Genomic DNA, 19777 nt, shown 5'->3' with positions numbered 1-19777 from the left:
ACGCTGTTAGCCTGTTTAAGGAAGGAAACGCGCAATTCTTGTGATAATTGCGCCTCCGTTTCCTACAACAACAGGTTCATTACATGAAATTGATTGCCCAGGGGGGTATTGTCCGCGCGCTCGTCGCGCTCGGACTGATTTCGTATCAAGCTGCGCCGGCGCTGGCCGTCGGAAAGGTCGCCACACCAACAGCCCAATTGCAGTGGGTGACGCAGCTCATCGTGAAGGAAAAAAGCAGCGGGTTGAAGCCGCAATCCAATGGGACTGATAGCACGGCTGCGCGCCCGGACGTCGCAACGGTGCAACGCTGGTCGGCCGCCGCACAACTTCAAGTGACGTATAAGCGGCCCATGTCAGGGGGGGCTCATGTGGTCACGCTACCTAACGTCATGTCGTTTGCAGACGCTCAAACGGTGGCACATCGAATGGAGGCGAGCGGCCAATTCGAGTATGTCTCCCCCGACCGGATCATGCGTCCTACGGCGGTGGCCAGCGACCCTCAATTTGCCAATCAGTGGAACCTGTGGCCGAGCACGACGGTCGCCAACGGACCCGCGACGACAGCAGTCGGCGGAGCGAACATCACGACCGCATGGGATAAGACCAAGGGTGTGAATTCGGTCTACGTCGCCGTCATCGATACCGGCCTGCTTGCCAACCATGAAGATCTCGCGGGCGCGAACATCCGCTCTGGATACGACTTCATCAGCCACAACGTCTACAACGGCACGCCCGATCCTTCCAGCCACAACACTGTCCCACTGGGCTTCGTCGAGAACGATCCGTCCGACACGCCAGTTGGCCGCGACAGCAACCCGTCGGATCCGGGTGACTGGGTCAGCAATACGGATACCACCAACTATCCGACCTACTGCGGCTCGACCCAGCGCAACAGCAGCTGGCATGGCACGTTCGTGACGGGCCAGATCGTTGCGCAACACAATTCGCTTGGGGTTGCCGGCATTGCGCCCAGCGTAACCATCCAGATGGCTCGCGCCCTCGGCAAGTGCGGCGGCGTAGCATCTGACATTATTGACGCCATGGCCTGGGTAACCGGCGACAGCAGCGTACTTGGCGCTAACGGCATGCCACTACCGGTCAACTCGCCCGTTGCAAAAGTGGTGAACATGAGCCTTGGTGGAGCGGGCAACTGCCTCTCCGCCGAGCAGGCAGCCATCACGGCGGCACGCGCACGAGGTGCCACGATCGTTGTCGCGACTGGCAACGATGGCGCAGGCGTCATTGGGTCGCCGGCCAACTGTAACGGCGTCATCGCGGTGACGGCACATACGATGGATGGCGATAGTGCGAACTATGCCAATGTCGGTACCGGCACCACGATTAGCGCGCCGGGCGGCGGCTCGGGCACGATAGTGCCTGGTAGCGGGACCCCGATCACGTCGTTGTCAAATACCGGCACGCAAGGGCCGGTCGCAGACACGTATGGGACGGAAATCGGCACTTCGATGGCGACCCCGCACGTCGCAGGCGTCGCGGCGCTGATGCTCTCGGTCAACAGCTCGCTGACGCCTGATCAGATTGCCACCGTCCTCCAGCAGTCCGCTCGACCGTTCCCGGCGGGCACATACTGCGCAACGCATACGGGCGTCTGCGGCGCCGGCATGCTGGATGCGGGTGCGGCCGTTGCGCTGGCGAAGGGCAATCCGACTGTGCACGCGTCAACGTCGGCAAGCACAGTGGTCGCAAACAACGCGGTCACGCTCACAGCGAGCGGCAATGCCGGCCTCGTCAATACCATCGCGAGTGTGCAATGGGCGCAGACTTCGGGGCCGTCCGTCAGCCTCACCACTGCCGGCCCCGATAGCAACGGCAATTACACCGCCGCATTCACGCCGTCGGCCGAGGGCACCTACGCCTTCACGGTAACGCTGACGAACAACACCGGCGCGACCGCCACCGATACCGCTAACGTGACAGTCACTGCTGCAGCAAGCACCGGAACCGGCACCACTACCCCGCCTGCGACGACCACCTCCAGCGGTGGTGGCGGCGGCGGCGCTATCGGCCTGGGCGGCGCAGCATTGCTGCTGGCCGCCGGTTTGGCCGGCCGCCGTCGTCGTGTGAAGTAAGCCTATTGGTACTTTGGCCCGCGCCTTCATTGGGCGCGGGCATTTTTCCGACCTCCACTCCGTTCCCTTCGGTGCTCGGTTGCTTACATGTTCAGCCGATCGTCTCGAAGACGCCACTCCCCCAACACCCAAATCAGCAACCCGCTCACCGCGCCAAAGGCATGCGCAATGCGCACCACGCCAAACCCCCAGTGCGGGTCATAGGCAATGGGCGATAGCCACGATTGCTCGAGCCATACCTTCACCAGCACGCCCACACACAGCGCCACACCAATCCAGCGTGAGAAACGATCCTCGGCCCCGTCCGCGGACGGCTTCAGCAACCGCAGGCCGCCCCATGCCGCCAAGCCATGCAGTGCACCGGAGAGCCCGCCGTACCACTGCACCGTCGGCTGATTGAGCAGTGCGATCTGCACGAGCACCCCGCACACCACCAGCGCTCCAACGATGACATGCGGCCGCAACACGCGCGCGAGCAGCAAGATGAGCCCTGCCGCCGCCATCGCATCCGCCAACCAATGCCACGTGTCCAGATGCACCCACATGGCGGTCACGATGCGCCACCACTGACCCGCGCGCACGGCCTCGCGTTGATACAGTCCAACCGCGTACAGCCACGGCACGAACGAGAACGTCGCCGACAGCGCAGCCACACCGGTGCACGCGCCCCACGTGTGCAACGTGTGTCGATGCACCCTCATTGCGCAGGCCCGAACACCTGCTCCCACAACGCACGTACGTGAGCGGCCTCGTGCGCGCAGGTGTCGACCGGTACGCGCGCAGCGGGTTGTCCGTCGAGCCGTAACTTGTGCTGGCGCGCGCGGAAGTCCCGATAGGCATCGGCCACTTGCGCAGCTGCCGTCGCATCGATCAGCCCGAGTTCGCCAGCCATGCGCAGGAGCGCGATGTTGCCCTTGTTGAGGGTCAGCTCGGCATGCGCTGCGCTGTGCAGAAGCACCAGAAATTGCACGGTGAATTCGATATCGACCATGCCGCCGCGATCGTGCTTGAGATCAAACAGCCCAGTCGGATTCGCATGGCCTTCCGCAACGCGCTCGCGCATCGCCACGATCTCGTGGCGCAGCGGGCCGGGTTCGCGCGCCTGGCGCAACACGGCCGTGCGCAGCGCCTCGAAGCGCCCGCCAATTTCCGCATCGCCCGCGCAGAACCGTGCGCGCGTGAGCGCCTGGTGCTCCCACACCCACGCCGCGTTGTCGCCCTCGCGCATCTGATAACGGCGGAAGGCTTCGAAGTGCGTGACCATCAAACCCGCGGCGCCGTTCGGCCGCAAGCGCGTATCGACGTCGAACAGCATGCCCGCGGCGGTATGGCTCGTCAGCCACGTGATGAGCTTGCGCGCAAATGACGCGTAGACATCGGGCGCGCGTTCGTCATCGTCGTCATACAGGAAGATGATGTCGAGGTCCGACGCATAGCCGAGTTCCTTGCCGCCCAGCCGCCCATAGGCAACCACGGCAAAGCGCGGCACCTCCCGGTGGCGCGTGGCGACCTGCTTCCAGACCGTTTCCAGCGTGAGGTCCAGCATGGCGTCGGCAAGATCCGAAAGCCGGTCGCTGATGTGCTCGACGCTCAGCATGCCCTGCAGGTCCTGCAGCAGCACGCGGAAGGTTTCCGCATGGTGCTCCTGGCGCAGGATGTCCATCTGCATTTCGACATGGTCGGACGCGGCCTCCAGGCGTTCCCGCACGCGCGCCCTGAACGCCGGCCAGTCGGGCTCGGCTGACAGCGCCTCCACGTCGAGCAGTTCATCGAGCAGTTGCGGATGGCGCGTGAGGTAGTCCGCCGCCCAGCGCGACGCGTGCAGCGTGTGGGCCACGCGCTCCATGGCCTGCGGATATTCGCTCAGCAGCGACAGGTACGAGGAGCGCCGGCTGATCGCATCAAAGAAATCGAGAAAGCGCGCGATGGTGACATCGGCATCGGTCTGCCGCGATGCCTGATCAAGCGCACGGTTGATCAGCAAGTCGAAACGCTGGCGGCTGACTTCGGACAACGCGCGGTAACGCGGCGAATTGCGCGTCGCACGCAGACGCTCCAGCACACTGACGGGCTCGGCATAGCCGAGTTCGGCGAGCTGCGCGCGAGCGGTTTCCGTGTGTTCATCGTCGAGCAGGTCTGCGTGCCAGACGGCCGTGCACGGCGGCTGGCTGTCCTGCTTGTCGGAAAAGGTCTGCTCAAAATGCTGTGCGACTTCGTCCTGGTATGCCTCAAGCTTGGCGACCAGCGCCACATAGTCGTCAAAACCCATCATGCGCGCCACGCGCAACTGGTCTTCCGGCGAGCCCGGCAGGTTGTGCGTCTGCGCGTCTTCGATGTACTGCAGCCGGTGCTCGAGCTGGCGCAGGAAGCGATAAGCCTCAGTCAGGCGCGCCACGGCTTCGGCGTCGATCAGGCCGCGTTCCGACGCCGCCCGCAGCACCTCCAGCGTGGGCCGCACACGCAGCCCGAAGTCCTGTCCGCCGCGAATGAGCTGAAACACCTGCGCGACGAATTCGATCTCGCGGATACCGCCGCGCCCGAGCTTGATGTTGGGCGAGCGCGCCTGCACGTGGCCCGCGTTATCGCGCTGCTGGTTGGCACCATTGCTGCGCTTGGCGGCCTCGCTGCGGATCTGTGCATGCAGCGCGCGAATGGCGGAGATCACGCCGTAATCGAGATAGCGCCGGAAGACGAACGGGCCGGTCACGCGCTCCAACTGTTGAATCACCCGGGCCGCATGCGGGCTGGCCGGGTCGGTGATCACCCGGCCCTTGATCCAGGCGTAGCGCTCCCACTCGCGGCCCTGCACGACGAAATACTCCTCGAGCATGCCCAGGCTGCACGCGAGCGGCCCCGCATCGCCGTTGGGGCGCAGGCGCATGTCGACGCGGAAGACATAGCCGTCCTCCGTCACATCGGCCAGCGCGTTGATCAGCCGCCGGCCAAGCTTGGTGAAATATTCGTGGTTGGAGAGCGGTCGCGGGCCGCCCTGCGTGTCGCCGTCATCGTCGTAGAGAAAAATCAGGTCGATGTCGGACGAGACGTTCAGCTCGCGCCCGCCCAGCTTGCCCATGCCGACCACCACCAACTCCTGCACCTCGCCGGAGGATTGCCCGATCGGCTGGCCGTGCAGTGCGCTCAGTTCCTGGCCGATCACGGAAATGGCCGTGCGCACCGCAAACTCGGCCAGGTCGGTCATCGTGCCCGTGACCTCATCGAGCGTCGCGGCGCCGGACAAATCGCGCTCGACCAGTGTGCCGAAGACTTCATTGCGCAGCAGGCGCAAGGCGCGCTTGAGCGCAGCCTCGACCTCCACGGCCAGGGTGTCGAACAGCTCGGTAAACCGCGCGGATAGCCACGCCATGTCAATCGGACGGCCTGCGCCGGCCTGCACGCGCTCGGCCCAGCCCTCGCGCGCTTGCGCCTGGCGCTGGAGATAGCGCGAATACGCAAGCGCAAAAGGCAGTGCAGCAGCGGGAGCCTCCGGCGCGCGGGCCGGAGCTTGCAAAAACGGCTGGGCGGACAAGGCGGAATCAGTCATGCGGGCGCGTCGAGCATTGGCGGAAACATCCATTCTCGCTGAAATGCGCGCCGGTATAAGTAGGCCAATTCGTGATCACCAACGTCCACGGGCATTGGGCGTGCTTGCCGCTGGGCAGGCGCGACGCCTCACTCCAAATATGGCGCCGCCTCCTGAATATCGGATAATCCGCATCATGCCCCGCCCGTCCCAGCCCCCAGAATCGCCGAAGTCCGATGGTGGACACGCCAGCACCCTGTCCACACGCGGGGTGGGCCGGCCCACGGCCTGGGCGTGGCTGGTGCGATTCGTCAGCCGGATCGGCACGGGCATTGGGATTGTTTTCCGCGCCCCGATCTGGCGCAAGCTGTGGCGCGTGCTCTGGAAGACGGCGGCAGCGCTGGCCGTCCTGGCGGTCGTGGGCATGCTGGCAGTGCGCTTCATCCTCTGGCCGCGCGCAAGCCTGGCGCGCGACTGGATGGAGCGCGAGGCGTCCAGCGCACTGCACGCCACCGTCGGCATCGGCTCGCTTGAGACCTACTGGGAGGGCTGGCACCCGGCCTTCCGCGCCCAGCGCATCGACGCGCACGACACCGCGGGCCGTCGCACCTTCGCGGTACAGGACGTGCAGGCGCGGCTGTCCTGGCGCTCGTTGCTGCGCATGCAGATCACCTTTGCCGCCCTGCACGCCAGCCAGGCCGACGTGCTGGTACGGCGCAATGCGCAGGGTGCCTTGCTCGTCGCGGGCATGCCGCTCGGCCCGAGCACCGGCGGCGACAGCGATTTCCTCGACCAGCTCCTCTCCCAAGGCGACATCGATTTCCAGCAAGGTGCCGTCCGCTGGCTCGACGAGCAGCAGAAGCTGCCCGAAGTGGCGCTGGGCAATGTGCGGGTGCAGCTACGCAGCGGCCCGACGCGGCACCGGCTGGAGGCCAGCGGGACCTCGCCCACGCTGTTCAACGGCCCCATCAAACTGCACGCGGATTTCCGTCACGACCTGCTGGCCCGCCCAGGCGACTGGCGCCACTGGCACGGCCAGGCCTCCTGGCAGGTCGATACGCTTCAGTTAGCCTCCGTACAGCGCTATGTGCCCGTGCTGGCCGCCGCCAACAGCGGCACGCTCACCTCCGACGGCTCGGTGGAGTTTGCCGACGGCGTGTTCACGCGCAGCCAGGCACGGCTGACAGGGCAGCAGCTCGATCTGCAGGTCCGCAAGGATCTGGACCCGCTGCAGCTGCGCAGCCTCCAGGCGCTGGCCACGCATCAGCGCAATGCGCGCGGTGAGCACACCTTGCGCCTCGACACGCTGCTCTGGCAGCCGCTGAACCCGCCCGCCCAACCGCCGTCGGTGCCCGAACTGGCAGGCCCCGGCATCCAGGCGCCGGCCAACCCAGCCGGCACGCCGCGCGGCTTGCGCAATGTCACCGTGGGGTGGGCGCTCGACTCGCGCGACGCCCTGCGCAGCCTGCAAGTCAAAGCCACAACGCTGGATTTGGCGGACCTGCGCAACATCGCCACCGCGCTGCCGCTGCCTGCCGGCGTGCTCGAACCGCTGCGTTCGAAGCAACCGTCCGGCCGCATCGACGATCTCGACATCAACTGGCAGCGCGATGTTTCCCGCTGGCGGCCAAATGCGCCGGCGCCCGTGCACTTCACCGGCCGCGCCACGATGCGTCAAGTGTCGTTCGGCCCGGGCGCGCTGCCCGCGGTGCCGCCGGGCCAGCATCCCGAGCCAGCCGTGCCCGGCGTTGAAAACGTCTCCGGCAACGCCGTCTTCTCCAACGACAAGGGCACGCTGCGCATCGAGTCCAACGACACCGCGCTGCTGCTGCCCGGCACCTTTGCCGATGCCCGCGTGCCGCTGGACCGGCTGCAAGGCACGTTCAACTGGACATATCGCAAGCAGGAACTGGTTGTCAGCAGTGACAACCTTGCATTCTCCAACGATGATCTGTCAGCGCGCATCACGGGCAGCTATCGTCACGCACCAGACACCAGCCATCTCGGGACCATCGACCTGAAGGGCACGCTGGACCGCGCCAACGTTCCACGTGTGCCGCGCTACCTGCCGCTGTCGATTGGCCAGCATCTGCGCGACTACCTGGGCGGTGCGTTGCAAGCGGGTACGGCCAGCAACGTCGATTTCGCACTGGCGGGGGATCTGCACGACTTCCCGTTCCGGCCGCCGCACAAGGGCGTCTTCCGTGTGGAAGTGCCGATCCAGGACGTGACATACCAATCGGCGCCGCCCGAAGCCGCGCACAACCCTCCGGGCCGCGTGCCCACGCACCCGGGTGACTGGCCGGCGTTCACCAGCATCGACGGCACGGTCATCTTCGATCGGGCATCCCTGGCGTTCAAGGTGGCGCGCGCCAAGGTGATGGGCGTGAACCTGCAGGACGTGAATGGCAGCCTGCCCGACATGGGCGACCACAACCCGCTGCTCACCATCGACGGCCGCGGTGACGGCGCCACGCAAAACTTCCTGCAATACGTCGAGGCCAGTCCCATCGGCCAGTGGATCGGGCATTTCACCAAGGACGCACGCGCCCAGGGCAACGCTACGCTGGCACTCAAGCTGGACCTGCCTCTGCACGAGATGCATTCGACGCGCGCCCAGGGCAGCGTCACGTTTCTGCGCAATGACGTCACGCTCGTGCCGCAGGCGCCGCCGCTCACCGATGTGAACGGCGCGCTGACCTTTACGCAGAAGGGCATCGGTTTCGATAACCTGCGCGCGCGCTTTGCCGGCGGCGAAATCCGCCCCACGGGCGGCACCGCGCCCGACGGTACGATCCGCATCCAGGTGGCGGGCACCGCTTCCGCGCAAGGGCTGCGTGAGACGACGCCCGAGAACAGCCCGGTGGCCGCCGTCGCCCGCTCGCTGGAGGGCAGCGCACCGTACAGCGCGATCATCAGCGTCAAGCAGCATCGGCCTCTCATCCAGGTGCAGTCTGATCTGACGCCGATGACGGTGCGTCTGCCGGCGCCGCTCAACAAGGCCGCCGGGCAACCGCTGCCGGTGCGCTTCGAGATGCAGCCGCTGGCTTCGAACAACGCCATCGACGAAATCGTTCTGCAGGTCGGCAATATCGTCAGCGCGCGCTACGAACAACGCAGCACAGGCAACGGCATCGAGGTGCTGCGAGGCGGCATCGGCGTACGGCAACCGGTGCCGCAGCCGCAGGACGGCGTGCAGGCCAACCTGGCGCTGGATCAGCTGGACGTCGACGCCTGGCGCCATGCCTTTGCCACACCCGCGGCTGACAAGAGCGCCAGCCAGATTGCCACCGAACATGCGGCCAATGCCACCAACGCCTCCGATAGCCATAGCGCGTATCTGCCCAGCCGCCTGAGCGCCCGCGCGCAAACGCTGCGCATCCTGGGCCGCGACTTCAACGCCGTGCGCATCGATGCCACGCGCGACGGCGCCAACTGGCAATCGACCATCGATTCACGCGAAATTGCAGGTAGCGCGCGCTGGCACGCCGAAAGCGCCGCCGTGCCCTTTGGCGAGCTGACGATGCGGCTGTCTCGCATGAGCATCCCAGACGCGAAGGAAGAGACGGCGCTCACCGAATCGCTGGCCAGCAGTTCGCAGGAAATTCCGTCGCTCGACCTCGTCGCCGACAAATTCGACCTGCGTGGCAAGGCGCTCGGCAAGCTGGAGATCAAGGCGCGCAGCCAGATCACCGAGGGCGCGCCCGTCTGGACGCTTGAGACGCTGAAGATCGAGCAGCCCGCTGCCACGCTGACGGCGCATGGCACGTGGCGCATCCCGCGGCGCCTGCGCGGCGGCGGTGATGATCCGGAGCGCCGGACGCTGCTCGACTTCAGCCTCGACCTGCGCGACACCGGCGACCTGCTGCAGAAGATGGGCTTCGCCAAGGTGATCGACGGTGCCAAGGGCAAGTTGGAAGGCCGCGTGGTCTGGCGCGGCTCGCCCATGTCGATCGACTACCCGACGCTCAACGGCCGCATGGCGCTGAACCTGGAGCGCGGCCAGTTCCTGCCGGTCGATCCGGGCCTGGCCAAGCTGGCCGGTGTGCTGAGCCTGCAGGGGTTGCTGCATTTCGCGACCGACCTGCGCAGCGCCACCGGGCGCGGCACGCCGTTCGAGAGCGTGGCGGCCACCGGCACCATCGCCAGCGGCGTTGCCCACACCGAAGATTTCGCCGTCAAGGGCCCGCAGTTCCAGGTGGCCATGCAGGGGTCGGCAAACATCCTCGATGAAACGCAGGATCTACGCGTGAAGGTCACGCCCAAGGTGGACGCCACGTCGGCCTCGCTGGCGGCGGCGTTCATCAACCCGGCCATCGGGCTGGGCACGCTGGCCGCGCAGCTGGTCCTGGGCGATCAGTTGTCGAAGGCATTCGTCACGCAATACCACGTGACCGGTAGCTGGGCGGATCCGAAGATCGAGAAAGTCGCATCCAACGGTAATTCGGGCAGCCAATCGCAAACCTCGGCAAAATAGGCGCCATGACCTCGACCACCGTTGCTCCGGCCCCCGTCGCATCCGGTATGGATGCGCCTTTCGATGCACCTTTTCGCGTTGCCGCCATCCAGACCGTGACGGCCATCGACGTGGACGCCAACCTGGCGCGCGCAGACGCGCTGCTTGCGGAGGCGGCCGCCCAGGGCGCGCAACTCGCGTTGCTGCCTGAATATTTCTGCATGATGGGCCGCAAGGACAGCGACAAGGTCGCCATCCGTGAGGACGATCAGGATGGCCCGATCCAGACATTCCTCGCCGATGCCGCGCGCCGCCACAAGCTGTGGCTCGTCGGCGGCACGTTGCCGATGTGGTGCGAAGACGAACAGCGCGTGCGCAATACGTCGCTCGCATTCAACCCGGCCGGATTGCGTGTCGCACGCTACGACAAGATCCACCTGTTCAACTTCGTACGCGGTGAAGAGCGCTACGACGAGGCCCGCACCATCGAGCCCGGCGCCGCGCCGGTGGCCTTCGATGCGCCGTGCGGCCGTGTGGGCATGTCGGTGTGCTACGACCTGCGCTTTCCCGAGCTGTACCGGGCGCTGGCGTCGCAAGGCAACCTGAACTTGATTCTGATGCCGGCGGCCTTCACGTACGTGACGGGCGCCGCGCACTGGGAAATCCTCCTGCGCGCCCGCGCCATCGAGAACCAGTGTTACGTGCTCGCCGCTGCTCAGGGCGGGCGCCATGAGAACGGCCGCCGCACGTGGGGCCATTCCATGCTGGTCGACCCGTGGGGCGAAGTCATTGCCTCCGTGCCCGAGGGCGAAGGCGTTGCCATCGGCGACATGGACCCCGCCCGCATCGCACAAGTGCGCCGGGATCTGCCGGCGCTCAAGCACCGCGTGATGTAAGCCAATCGAATTTTTTTGCGAGAACCGATCATGAACGCAGGCGACATCGCCATCCAGAATCTGTCCATCGCGCGCCGCGTGCTGCTCGATCCGTACGGCCTTGATGAAGCGCACCTGCAGCGCGCGCTGGCCGACATCTTCACGCACCGCGTGAACTATGCCGATCTCTACTTCCAGTACACACGCAACGAGGCGTGGAGCCTGGAAGAAGGCATCGTCAAATCCGGCAGCTTCAGCATCGACCAGGGTGTGGGCGTGCGCGCCGTCTCGGGCGACCGCACCGCGTTTGCCTATTCTGACGACATCAGCCTGCCCGCGCTGATGCAGGCCGCCGGCGCCACACGCACCATCGGCAAGGCCGGCGCCGGCCGCGTGAAGGTGGCGAGCAGCTTGGCCAGCACCCCCGGCAGCCACTCGCTGTATGCGCCGAACGACCCGCTCGATTCGATGACAGCGTCAGAGAAGGTTGCGCTCCTGGAGCGGATCGAAAAGCTCGCCCGCGCCAAAGACCCGCGCGTCGTGCAGGTGATGGCCGGCCTGGCCGGTGAATACGACGTCATGCTGGTGGCGCGCAGCGACGGCGTTATTGCCGCGGATGTGCGCCCGCTGGTGCGCATCTCCGTCACCGTCATTGCCGAGCAGAACGGGCGCCGCGAGATGGGCAGCTCCGGCGGTGGCGGCCGCTATGCCTACGGCTACTTCACCGACGAACTGCTGCGCGAATACGTGGACGAGGCAGTCTCCTCCGCACTCGTCAACCTGGAAGCCAAGCCGGCCCCGGCTGGCACGATGACCGTGGTGCTCGGCCCGGGCTGGCCCGGCGTGCTGTTGCACGAGGCCATCGGCCACGGGCTGGAAGGCGACTTCAACCGCAAGGGCTCGTCGGCGTTCTCCGGACGCATAGGCGAGCGCGTGGCGGCCAAGGGCGTCACCGTGGTGGACGACGGCACGCTGGCCAACCGCCGCGGCTCCCTGAACCTCGACGACGAGGGCAACCCCACGCAGTGCAACACGCTCATCGAAGACGGTATCCTCACGGGCTACATGCAGGACACGCTCAACGCGCGCCTGATGAAGATGCCCGTGACTGGCAACGCCCGCCGCGAGAGCTACGCCGCCCTGCCCATGCCCCGCATGACCAACACCTACATGCTCGGCGGCGACAAGGACCCGCAAGAGATCATCGCCAGCGTCAAGAAGGGCCTGTACGCGGTCAACTTTGGCGGTGGCCAGGTCGACATCACCAACGGCAAGTTCGTGTTCTCGGCCAGCGAGGCCTACCTGATCGAAGACGGCAAGATCACCGCCCCGGTCAAGGGCGCGACGCTGGTCGGCAGCGGCCCGGAATCGCTCAAGCACGTGACCATGATCGGCAACGACATGCGCCTCGATTCGGGCATTGGCGTGTGCGGCAAGGAAGGCCAGAGCGTGCCGGTGGGCGTCGGTCAGCCGACGCTGCGCATGGAGAACATGACGGTGGGCGGCACGGTTTGATTGCCCTGAAAACGTCGTTTTGGCGCCGCAGGCCCGGAAAATCCGCGCTTGCGGCCCTCAAAGAAAGGGTTTATAAAGACGGTTCGATTGGTGCGGCGCAGTAGTTTCAAGTCACCTCTGCGCCACAATTTTTCCTGCATCGACTCGTTTTCCTCTCATGTCCTTCGCCAAGTTTTTTTACTTTTACTTTTGGCATCTCGCACCGCTGGCGGAAGGAGAGGGGCGCTTGCAGCAAAAATAAAGCACCCAGCAGATACCGAAAACCGCCAGCGACCCTGGCGGTTTTTTTTTCGCCCAGTCACCTGCCCCACCCCGGCACCGACGCGAAACATGATCCGAACACAGTAGACGTTTCCAATAGAACTCAAGACACATCCCCGGAGCTTTCCATGCCGAAGAACACCGATGATTTGCGCATTCGCGAACTGAAAGAGCTGACGCCGCCGTCGCATCTGATCCGCGAATTCCCGTGCAGCGACACCGTGTCCGACCTTATCTACCAAAGCCGGAACGCGATGCACCGCATCCTGCACGGCATGGATGACCGCCTGATCGTCATCATCGGCCCCTGCTCCATTCACGACACCAAGGCAGCGATGGACTACGCCCGCCGCCTGGTCGAGCAGCGCGAGCGCTTCAAGAACGAGCTGGAAATCGTGATGCGCGTGTACTTCGAGAAGCCGCGCACCACGGTCGGCTGGAAGGGTCTGATCAACGACCCGCACATGGATGGCAGCTTCAAGATCAACGACGGCCTGCGCACCGCGCGCGAGCTGCTGATGAACATCAACGAGCTGGGCCTGCCCGCCGGCACCGAATACCTCGACGTGATCAGCCCGCAGTACATCGCCGATCTGGTGAGCTGGGGTGCCATCGGCGCGCGCACCACCGAAAGCCAGGTACACCGCGAGCTGGCTTCCGGCCTGTCGTGCCCGGTCGGCTTCAAGAACGGCACCGATGGCAACGTGAAGATCGCCGTGGACGCCATCAAGGCCGCATCGCAGCCGCACCACTTCCTGTCAGTCACCAAGGGCGGCCACTCGGCCATCGTGTCGACGGCGGGCAACGAGGATTGCCACATCATCCTGCGCGGCGGCAAGGCGCCCAACTATGACGCCGCCAGCGTGCAGGAAGCCTGCGACGCCATCTCCAAGTCGGGCCTGGCCGCTCGCCTGATGATCGACGCTTCGCACGCCAACAGCAGCAAGAAGCACGAGAACCAGATCCCGGTGTGCGAAGACATCGGCCGCCAGATGGCTGCCGGCGACAACCGCATCGTGGGGGTGATGGTGGAGTCGCACATCAACGCTGGTCGCCAGGACCACGTGCAGGGCACGCCGGTGTCGGACCTGGTCTACGGCCAGAGCGTGACTGATGCGTGCATCGGCTGGGACGATTCGGTGAAGGTGCTGGAAACGCTGGCCGACGCTGTACGCAAGCGCCGTCTGGTACCGGGCAGCGGCAACTGAGTCACGCAAGAGTGACGCAAAGAAGGACGCCTTAGGGCGTCCTTTTTTGTTTCCGCGCAGGACGAACGCCGCACGCCGGGGCGATCCGGAGGCTGACCAGAACCACGATGGACAAGTTGTTCTCTCTGTCGTCTTGCCGCACCTGGATCGGCCCCCGATCACCGCGCTTGAAGCGAGCAACCCACCCAACGGGGCAATCGTGCGATAGATCAAATAGAAGCGAGCACGATGTGCTCTTACGGTTACCCCTCTTAATAAAATGGTGACTCCCCCTTAAGTCCACCCTCCCCCCCCGGGAAGAACAAGTCAGCATGCCCAACTCCCACACAGCCAAGCGTACGAAAAAGCGGCTTTTGCAGTTCATGCTCATGACCGCGACATTTGCCGCGTGGCAGTGCGGGGCGCAAGCCCAACTACAGCCGGTCGCGCCTACGCATGCCTCTGGCGCTTCGCTGGGTACGACGACACCCGCGGCTCGTACCATCGCCGCTGCGCATACGCAGTTGCCCCAGGTGATTGACGACCTGCCTGCGAGCGATGCGAAGACCATGGACGATGCGACGCGCGCGCAAGTGGCGCGAGGGCGTTATGTGGCGCGGCTGGGCGACTGCGTCGCATGTCATACCAGCGATAAATCCAAGCCGATGGCCGGCGGGCTTGCACTGCAGACGCCGTTTGGCGTGCTGTATTCCACCAACATCACGCCAGAAACCACAACAGGCATCGGGCGCTATACCTTTGACCAGTTTGATCGCGTGATGCGTAGGGGCATCGCCGCGGATGGTCACAACCTGTATCCGGCCATGCCGTATCCGTCCTACGCCAAGATGACGCCGGAGGACATGCGGGCGCTGTACGCCTATCTGATGAAGGGTGTGGCGCCAGTGCAGCAGACCAACAGGCCGCTGGGTATGTCGTTTCCTTTCAACCAGCGCTGGGGGTTGTCGCTGTGGAACTGGGCTTTTCTGGATAGCCAGCCGTTCCGGCCGAATGCTTCGCAAGCTCAGGAGTGGAACCGGGGGGCTTACATCGTGCAAGGCCTGGGGCACTGCGGCGCCTGTCATACGCCGCGCGGTATCGGCTTTCAGGAAAAGACCATGACGGAGGCCGACTCCAGCGGCAGATACTTCCTGGCCGGTGAAACGGTCGAAGGCTGGCGGGCCCTGAGTCTGCGCAGCCTCTGGACACCGCAGGATGTCGCTGAAATGCTCAAGACCGGGCGCAACCGCCATGGCGCCGTCTCGGGCAACATGGTGGACGTAGTACAGCACAGCACGCAGTACATGACGGACGGCGATTTGCTGGCGATTGGCGAGTACCTGAAGTCTTTGCCCACCAGCAAAATCGACAAGCCGATGCAGATTGCGCAAGGGCCTGCGCCCATGATCGTCCCACCTTCCCCGGGGGCATCGACACAGCCGGTGCAGCATGCCACCGGCACGCCCAACCCGCCGCCAAATCTCTACACCAGCCGCGGCGGCTTGGGGTATCTGCAGTTCTGTGCCGATTGCCACCGCAGCAACGGCGATGGCGTGCCCAACGTGTTCCCGCCACTGGCAGGCAACCCGGTACTGGGCGAGAGCAATCCGGCCACACTGCTGCATATTCTGCTGACTGGCTCTGCCACTGCACAGACGGTCAGCCATGCCCGAGTGCTGACCATGCCTTCGTTTGCTCGGCTGGGCGACCAGGAAATCGCCGAGATCGTGAACTTCACGCGCGAAAGCTGGGGCAGCGCCAAGCAGCAACAAGTGGCTGCATCCGACGTGGGCAAGGCACGCAAGGAACTGGAGGTCAGGAAACTGGATGCCACCCCGTTCGAAACACCGCGCTTGGCAGCCGTGCTCGATGAACCCAACGCCAAGCAGTTGGTGCTGGGCGCGCGCCTGAACATCGATACGCACAACATGCTGCCCAAGAACGTTGGCAACAAGCTCAATTGCGCCAGTTGTCACCTCAATGCAGGCACGGTTGCCGACGGGTCGCCCTATGTCGGAATCTCCGCCTTCTTCCCCAGCTACGCACCGCGCGCCGGGCGTGTCATAACGCTCGAAGAGCGCATCAATGGTTGCTTCCTTCGCTCGATGAACGGCAAGCCTTTGCCGGTGAATTCCGAAGAGATGAAAGCCATGGTCGCCTATTTCGACTGGATGAAGCGTGAGGCCAAGCCGGAAGACAAGGTCCCTGGACGCGGCGTGGGCAAGATCGACAAGAGTCTGGTGCCCAATGTGGAAAATGGACGGAACATCTATACGGCCCAGTGTGCGCTGTGCCACGGTGCCAACGGAGAAGGCATCACGAACGCACAAGGCCAATATGTCTATCCGCCGCTTTGGGGTGACCAGTCGTTCAACATTGGCGCAGGCATGGCGCGCACCTACACCGCGGCAGCCTTTGTGAAGCACAACATGCCGATCGCATTTCACAATCGCTTCCCGCTAGGTCAAGGCGGGCTGACGGATCAAGAGGCAGTGGATGTGGCGCAGTTCTTCTCACACATGCCCCGCCCGGATTTTGCGCCCAAGGTCAATGACTGGCCGAAGGATAAGAAACCTGGCGATGCTCGCTATTGACCACGGCCCTCGCATGCAACATAGGCGCCATGAAATGACGGCGAAGGCCATCGGGGCGCCTTCTGTTGCCGGTGCGGGCGCTGGTGCGGCGCAACATATAACAAATGTGAGCAAGACGCATCAAAGTCACACAAGTGCGTTGTCTTTGACATATCGTAGGTGGATTCTCCCTGCTCCCCCCGGAGGCATCCATGGCAGACACCCTGGCAGAAACCGCCGTCAACACCGCAAGCAAGTACCAGGCGATCGTGGCGCAATACGCCACCGACGTCGGTATGAAGATCCTCGCTGCCATCGTTTTCTGGGTGGTCGGCCGCTGGCTGATCCATCTGGCGGTACGCATGGTGGAAGGCTCGCTGACCCGGCAGAAGGTCGATCCGACCGTGCTTCGCTACGTCGGGTCAATCATCACCGTTACGCTGAACGTGCTGCTGGTGATCGGCATCCTGGGCTATTTCGGCATTCAGACGACGACGTTCGCTGCGCTGATTGCCGCCGCCGGCGTGGCGGTTGGCATGGCGTGGTCGGGGCTGCTGTCGAACTTTGCGGCGGGCGCGTTCCTGATCGTGCTGCGGCCGTTCAAGGTGGGCGACTTCGTGACGGCCGGTGGCGTGACGGGCACGATCAAGGAGATCGGCCTGTTTGCCACGACCATCAACACGCCGGACAACGTCGTCACGATTGTCGGCAACGGCAAAATCTTCGCCGACACGATCCAGAACTACACCTCCAACCCGTTCCGCCGCGTCGAGCTGAAGGCGCAATTGGCCGGCAGCGCCGATCACCGCGCCGCCATCGCGCTGCTCAAGGAAAAGGTGGCCGCCATTCCGAACGTGCTGACCGATCCGGCGGTCGATGTTGAGATTCTGGAGTTCAACCTGGTCGGGCCCGTGCTGGCCGTGCGCCCGTACACGCACAACGACAACTACTGGCAGGTCTATTTCGACACCAACCGCACCATCAAGGAAGCGCTGGCCGAAGCCGGCTTCCCGGCGCCGACGCCATCGCAGGCGCTGACCATCACCACGCCGGGGCAATTGGCGGGGCTGGCTGCTGTGGCACAAAGCACCACGACGCCGACGATCGTGAACTGATTCGGCGCGCTGCAAAGCAAACGGCCCGGCCGAGGTGGCAACCTCGCCGGGCCGTTTCTTTATGGTGTGGACGCCGATCAGGTCGGCTTGTGCTCGTCGCGTTTCCACAGCACATCCGTGCCGCCATCCGCACGATTGAGCACGCGCGCCAGCACGAACAACAGGTCCGACAGGCGATTGACGTACTGGCGCGGCGCCTCGCCGATGGACTCTGCGCGGCCGAGCGCCACGATGCTCCGCTCGGCACGGCGTGCGACGGTGCGACAGACATGCGCCTGTGCCGCAGCGCGGCTGCCGCCGGGCAGGATGAATTCGGCCAGCCGGGGAAGATCGGCGTTGTAATCGGCCAGCCATTGGTCGAGCCGCAGCACGTGCGCGGTCGTCACCATGGTGTAGCCGGGAATGCACAGTTCGCCACCCAGATCGAACAGGTCATGCTGGATGGCCGTCAGCGCGGCGCGCACGCCGTCGGGCAGCGTTTCCGTGAGCAGCACGCCGATGTGCGAGTTCAGCTCGTCGACGTCGCCGATGGCGGCGATGCGCAGGCTGTCCTTGGCCGTGCGGCTGCCGTCTCCGAGGCCGGTGGTGCCGTCGTCGCCGGTGCGGGTAGCGATTTTGGATAGGCGGTTGCCCACGGTGCGTCTCCCTGTATAGCGTCAATGTTGGTGGCGCCATTATCGCAAGGGCGGCATGGCCCCGGCGTTAGAATGACAGCCCGAGCCGGCTTCAGACCGCCGCCCCACGCGAGACGCCATGAACCATCCAGCCCCTCCCTCCCAGTGCATCCGCAAGCCGATTCCGCCTGCGATGCTCGACGCGCTGCGCACCCGCTTCGGCGACCGCATCTCCACCACCGAAGCCGTACGCGCCCACCACGGCCGCGATGAATCCGCCTACGACCCGATGCTGCCCGACGCCGTCGTCTTCGCGCAGACCACCGAGGAAGTCGCCGCCGTCGCCAAACTCTGCTTTGAACATGAGATTCCGCTGATCCCGTATGGCGCCGGCTCGTCGCTCGAAGGCCATCTGCTGGCCGTGGCCGGCGGCGTGAGCCTCGATCTCTCGCAGATGAACCACGTGCTGTCGGTGTACCCCGAAGACCTGACGGTGACGGTCGAGCCGGGCGTCACGCGCAAGCAGCTCAATACCGAGATTCGCGATACCGGTTTGTTCTTCCCGATCGACCCGGGGGCGGACGCGTCCATCGGCGGTATGTGCGCGACGCGCGCGTCCGGCACCAACGCCGTGCGTTACGGCACGATGCGCGAGAACGTGCTGAACCTGACAGTGGTCACCGCTGACGGCCGCATCATCAAGACGGCCAACCGCGCGCGCAAATCGTCGGCGGGCTATGACCTCACCCGCCTCTTCATCGGCAGCGAAGGCACGCTTGGCATCATCACGGAGATCACGCTGAAGCTGTATCCGCAGCCGGAAGCCGTGTCCGCGGCTGTGTGCGCGTTCCCGAGCATGGGCGATGCGGTGTCCGCTGTGATCGACACCATCCAGATGGGCGTGCCGATTGCGCGCGTGGAGTTTGTCGACGCGCTTGCCATCCGCGCGATCAACCAATACGACAAGCTCACGCTGCCCGAAATGCCGACGTTGTTCTTCGAGTTTCATGGCTCGGAGCACGGCGTGCAGGAACAGGCCGAGACCGTCCAGCAGATCGCCGCCGAACACAAGGGCCAGGGCTTCGAATGGGCCACGCGCCCCGAAGACCGCAGCCGCCTGTGGAACGCCCGCCACAACGCCTACTTTGCGTTCCTGCAGCTCAAGCCCGGCTGCCGCGCCGTCACCACAGACGTGTGCGTGCCGATCTCGCGCCTGGCCGACTGCGTGGTGGAAACCGAGAAGGACCTGCTCGCCAGCGCGCTCCAGCTGCCCGCGCCCATCGTCGGCCACGTGGGCGACGGCAACTTCCACGTTGCGCTGCTGATCGACCCGAACAAACCGGAAGAACTGGAAGAAGCCGAGCGCATCAACCAGCGCATCGTCGCGCGTGCAATCGCCATGGACGGCACCTGCACTGGCGAGCATGGCGTGGGCCTGCACAAGATGGACTTCCTCATCGCGGAACACGGCAACGATGCGATCGACCTGATGCGCAGCGTCAAGCTGGCGCTGGACCCGAAGCACATCCTCAACCCCGGCAAGATCTTCCACCTCTAACCGACTCACCCAC

General features: G+C 64.9%; 11 protein-coding genes. 8 read left to right on the top strand and 3 right to left on the bottom strand.

All coding sequences use genetic code 11. The features are described 5' to 3' along the window. Positions 1–83 precede the first annotated feature (83 nt). Positions 84–2090, top strand: coding sequence for a S8 family serine peptidase (locus tag BM136_RS14515; RefSeq protein WP_092972496.1), 2007 nt, complete (start codon positions 84–86; stop codon positions 2088–2090). An 83-nt stretch (positions 2091–2173) separates the two neighbouring features. On the opposite strand, the gene rrtA is transcribed toward BM136_RS14515, so the two are convergent. After that, positions 2174–2791 carry a rhombosortase gene (rrtA, locus tag BM136_RS14510; protein WP_092972495.1) on the bottom strand — a complete coding sequence of 206 codons (618 nt, stop codon included), beginning with the start codon at positions 2789–2791 and terminating at the stop codon, positions 2174–2176. Then, positions 2788–5631, bottom strand: a complete 2844-nt coding sequence (glnE, locus tag BM136_RS14505; protein ID WP_092972494.1) for a bifunctional [glutamate--ammonia ligase]-adenylyl-L-tyrosine phosphorylase/[glutamate--ammonia-ligase] adenylyltransferase — start codon at positions 5629–5631, stop codon at positions 2788–2790. Before glnE ends, rrtA begins: the two co-directional genes overlap by 4 nt. Before the next feature lie 175 nt (positions 5632–5806). Between glnE and BM136_RS14500 the strand changes: the two genes are divergently transcribed. From BM136_RS14500 to BM136_RS14475, 6 genes are all read left to right on the top strand, one after another. Then, positions 5807–10087 carry a YhdP family protein gene (locus BM136_RS14500; RefSeq protein ID WP_092972493.1) on the top strand — a complete coding sequence of 1427 codons (4281 nt, stop codon included), beginning with the start codon at positions 5807–5809 and terminating at the stop codon, positions 10085–10087. Positions 10088–10092: 5 nt separating this feature from the next. Then, complete coding sequence (locus BM136_RS14495) at positions 10093–10962, top strand: carbon-nitrogen hydrolase family protein (protein WP_092972492.1); 870 nt, start codon at positions 10093–10095, stop codon at positions 10960–10962. Between the two features lie 30 nt (positions 10963–10992). Then, positions 10993–12456 (top strand): metalloprotease TldD, encoded by a 1464-nt coding sequence (tldD, locus tag BM136_RS14490; protein WP_092972491.1) that lies wholly within the window; start codon positions 10993–10995, stop codon positions 12454–12456. A 389-nt stretch (positions 12457–12845) separates the two neighbouring features. Continuing rightward, complete coding sequence (aroG, locus tag BM136_RS14485; RefSeq protein WP_009241455.1) at positions 12846–13925, top strand: 3-deoxy-7-phosphoheptulonate synthase AroG; 1080 nt, start codon at positions 12846–12848, stop codon at positions 13923–13925. Between the two features lie 368 nt (positions 13926–14293). After that, the gene (locus BM136_RS14480) at positions 14294–16498 is read left to right on the top strand and encodes a c-type cytochrome (protein ID WP_092973000.1); all 2205 of its coding nucleotides are present in this window, start codon (positions 14294–14296) and stop codon (positions 16496–16498) included. A gap of 191 nt (positions 16499–16689) precedes the next feature. Next, positions 16690–17592, top strand: coding sequence for a mechanosensitive ion channel family protein (locus tag BM136_RS14475; protein WP_092972490.1), 903 nt, complete (start codon positions 16690–16692; stop codon positions 17590–17592). 77 nt (positions 17593–17669) lie between these two features. Here BM136_RS14475 and BM136_RS14470 read toward each other — a convergent pair whose 3' ends face one another. Next, positions 17670–18227 carry a cob(I)yrinic acid a,c-diamide adenosyltransferase gene (locus tag BM136_RS14470; RefSeq protein ID WP_092972489.1) on the bottom strand — a complete coding sequence of 186 codons (558 nt, stop codon included), beginning with the start codon at positions 18225–18227 and terminating at the stop codon, positions 17670–17672. Positions 18228–18345: 118 nt separating this feature from the next. Between BM136_RS14470 and BM136_RS14465 the strand changes: the two genes are divergently transcribed. Further along, positions 18346–19764 (top strand): FAD-binding oxidoreductase, encoded by a 1419-nt coding sequence (locus BM136_RS14465; protein ID WP_092972488.1) that lies wholly within the window; start codon positions 18346–18348, stop codon positions 19762–19764. Positions 19765–19777: the final 13 nt, after the last annotated feature.

This window comes from Ralstonia sp. NFACC01 (assembly GCF_900115545.1).
Lineage (GTDB): Bacteria > Pseudomonadota > Gammaproteobacteria > Burkholderiales > Burkholderiaceae > Ralstonia > Ralstonia mojiangensis.
Note: the sequence above shows the minus strand (reverse complement) of the source record. Positions and strands in the feature narration are given on the sequence as shown.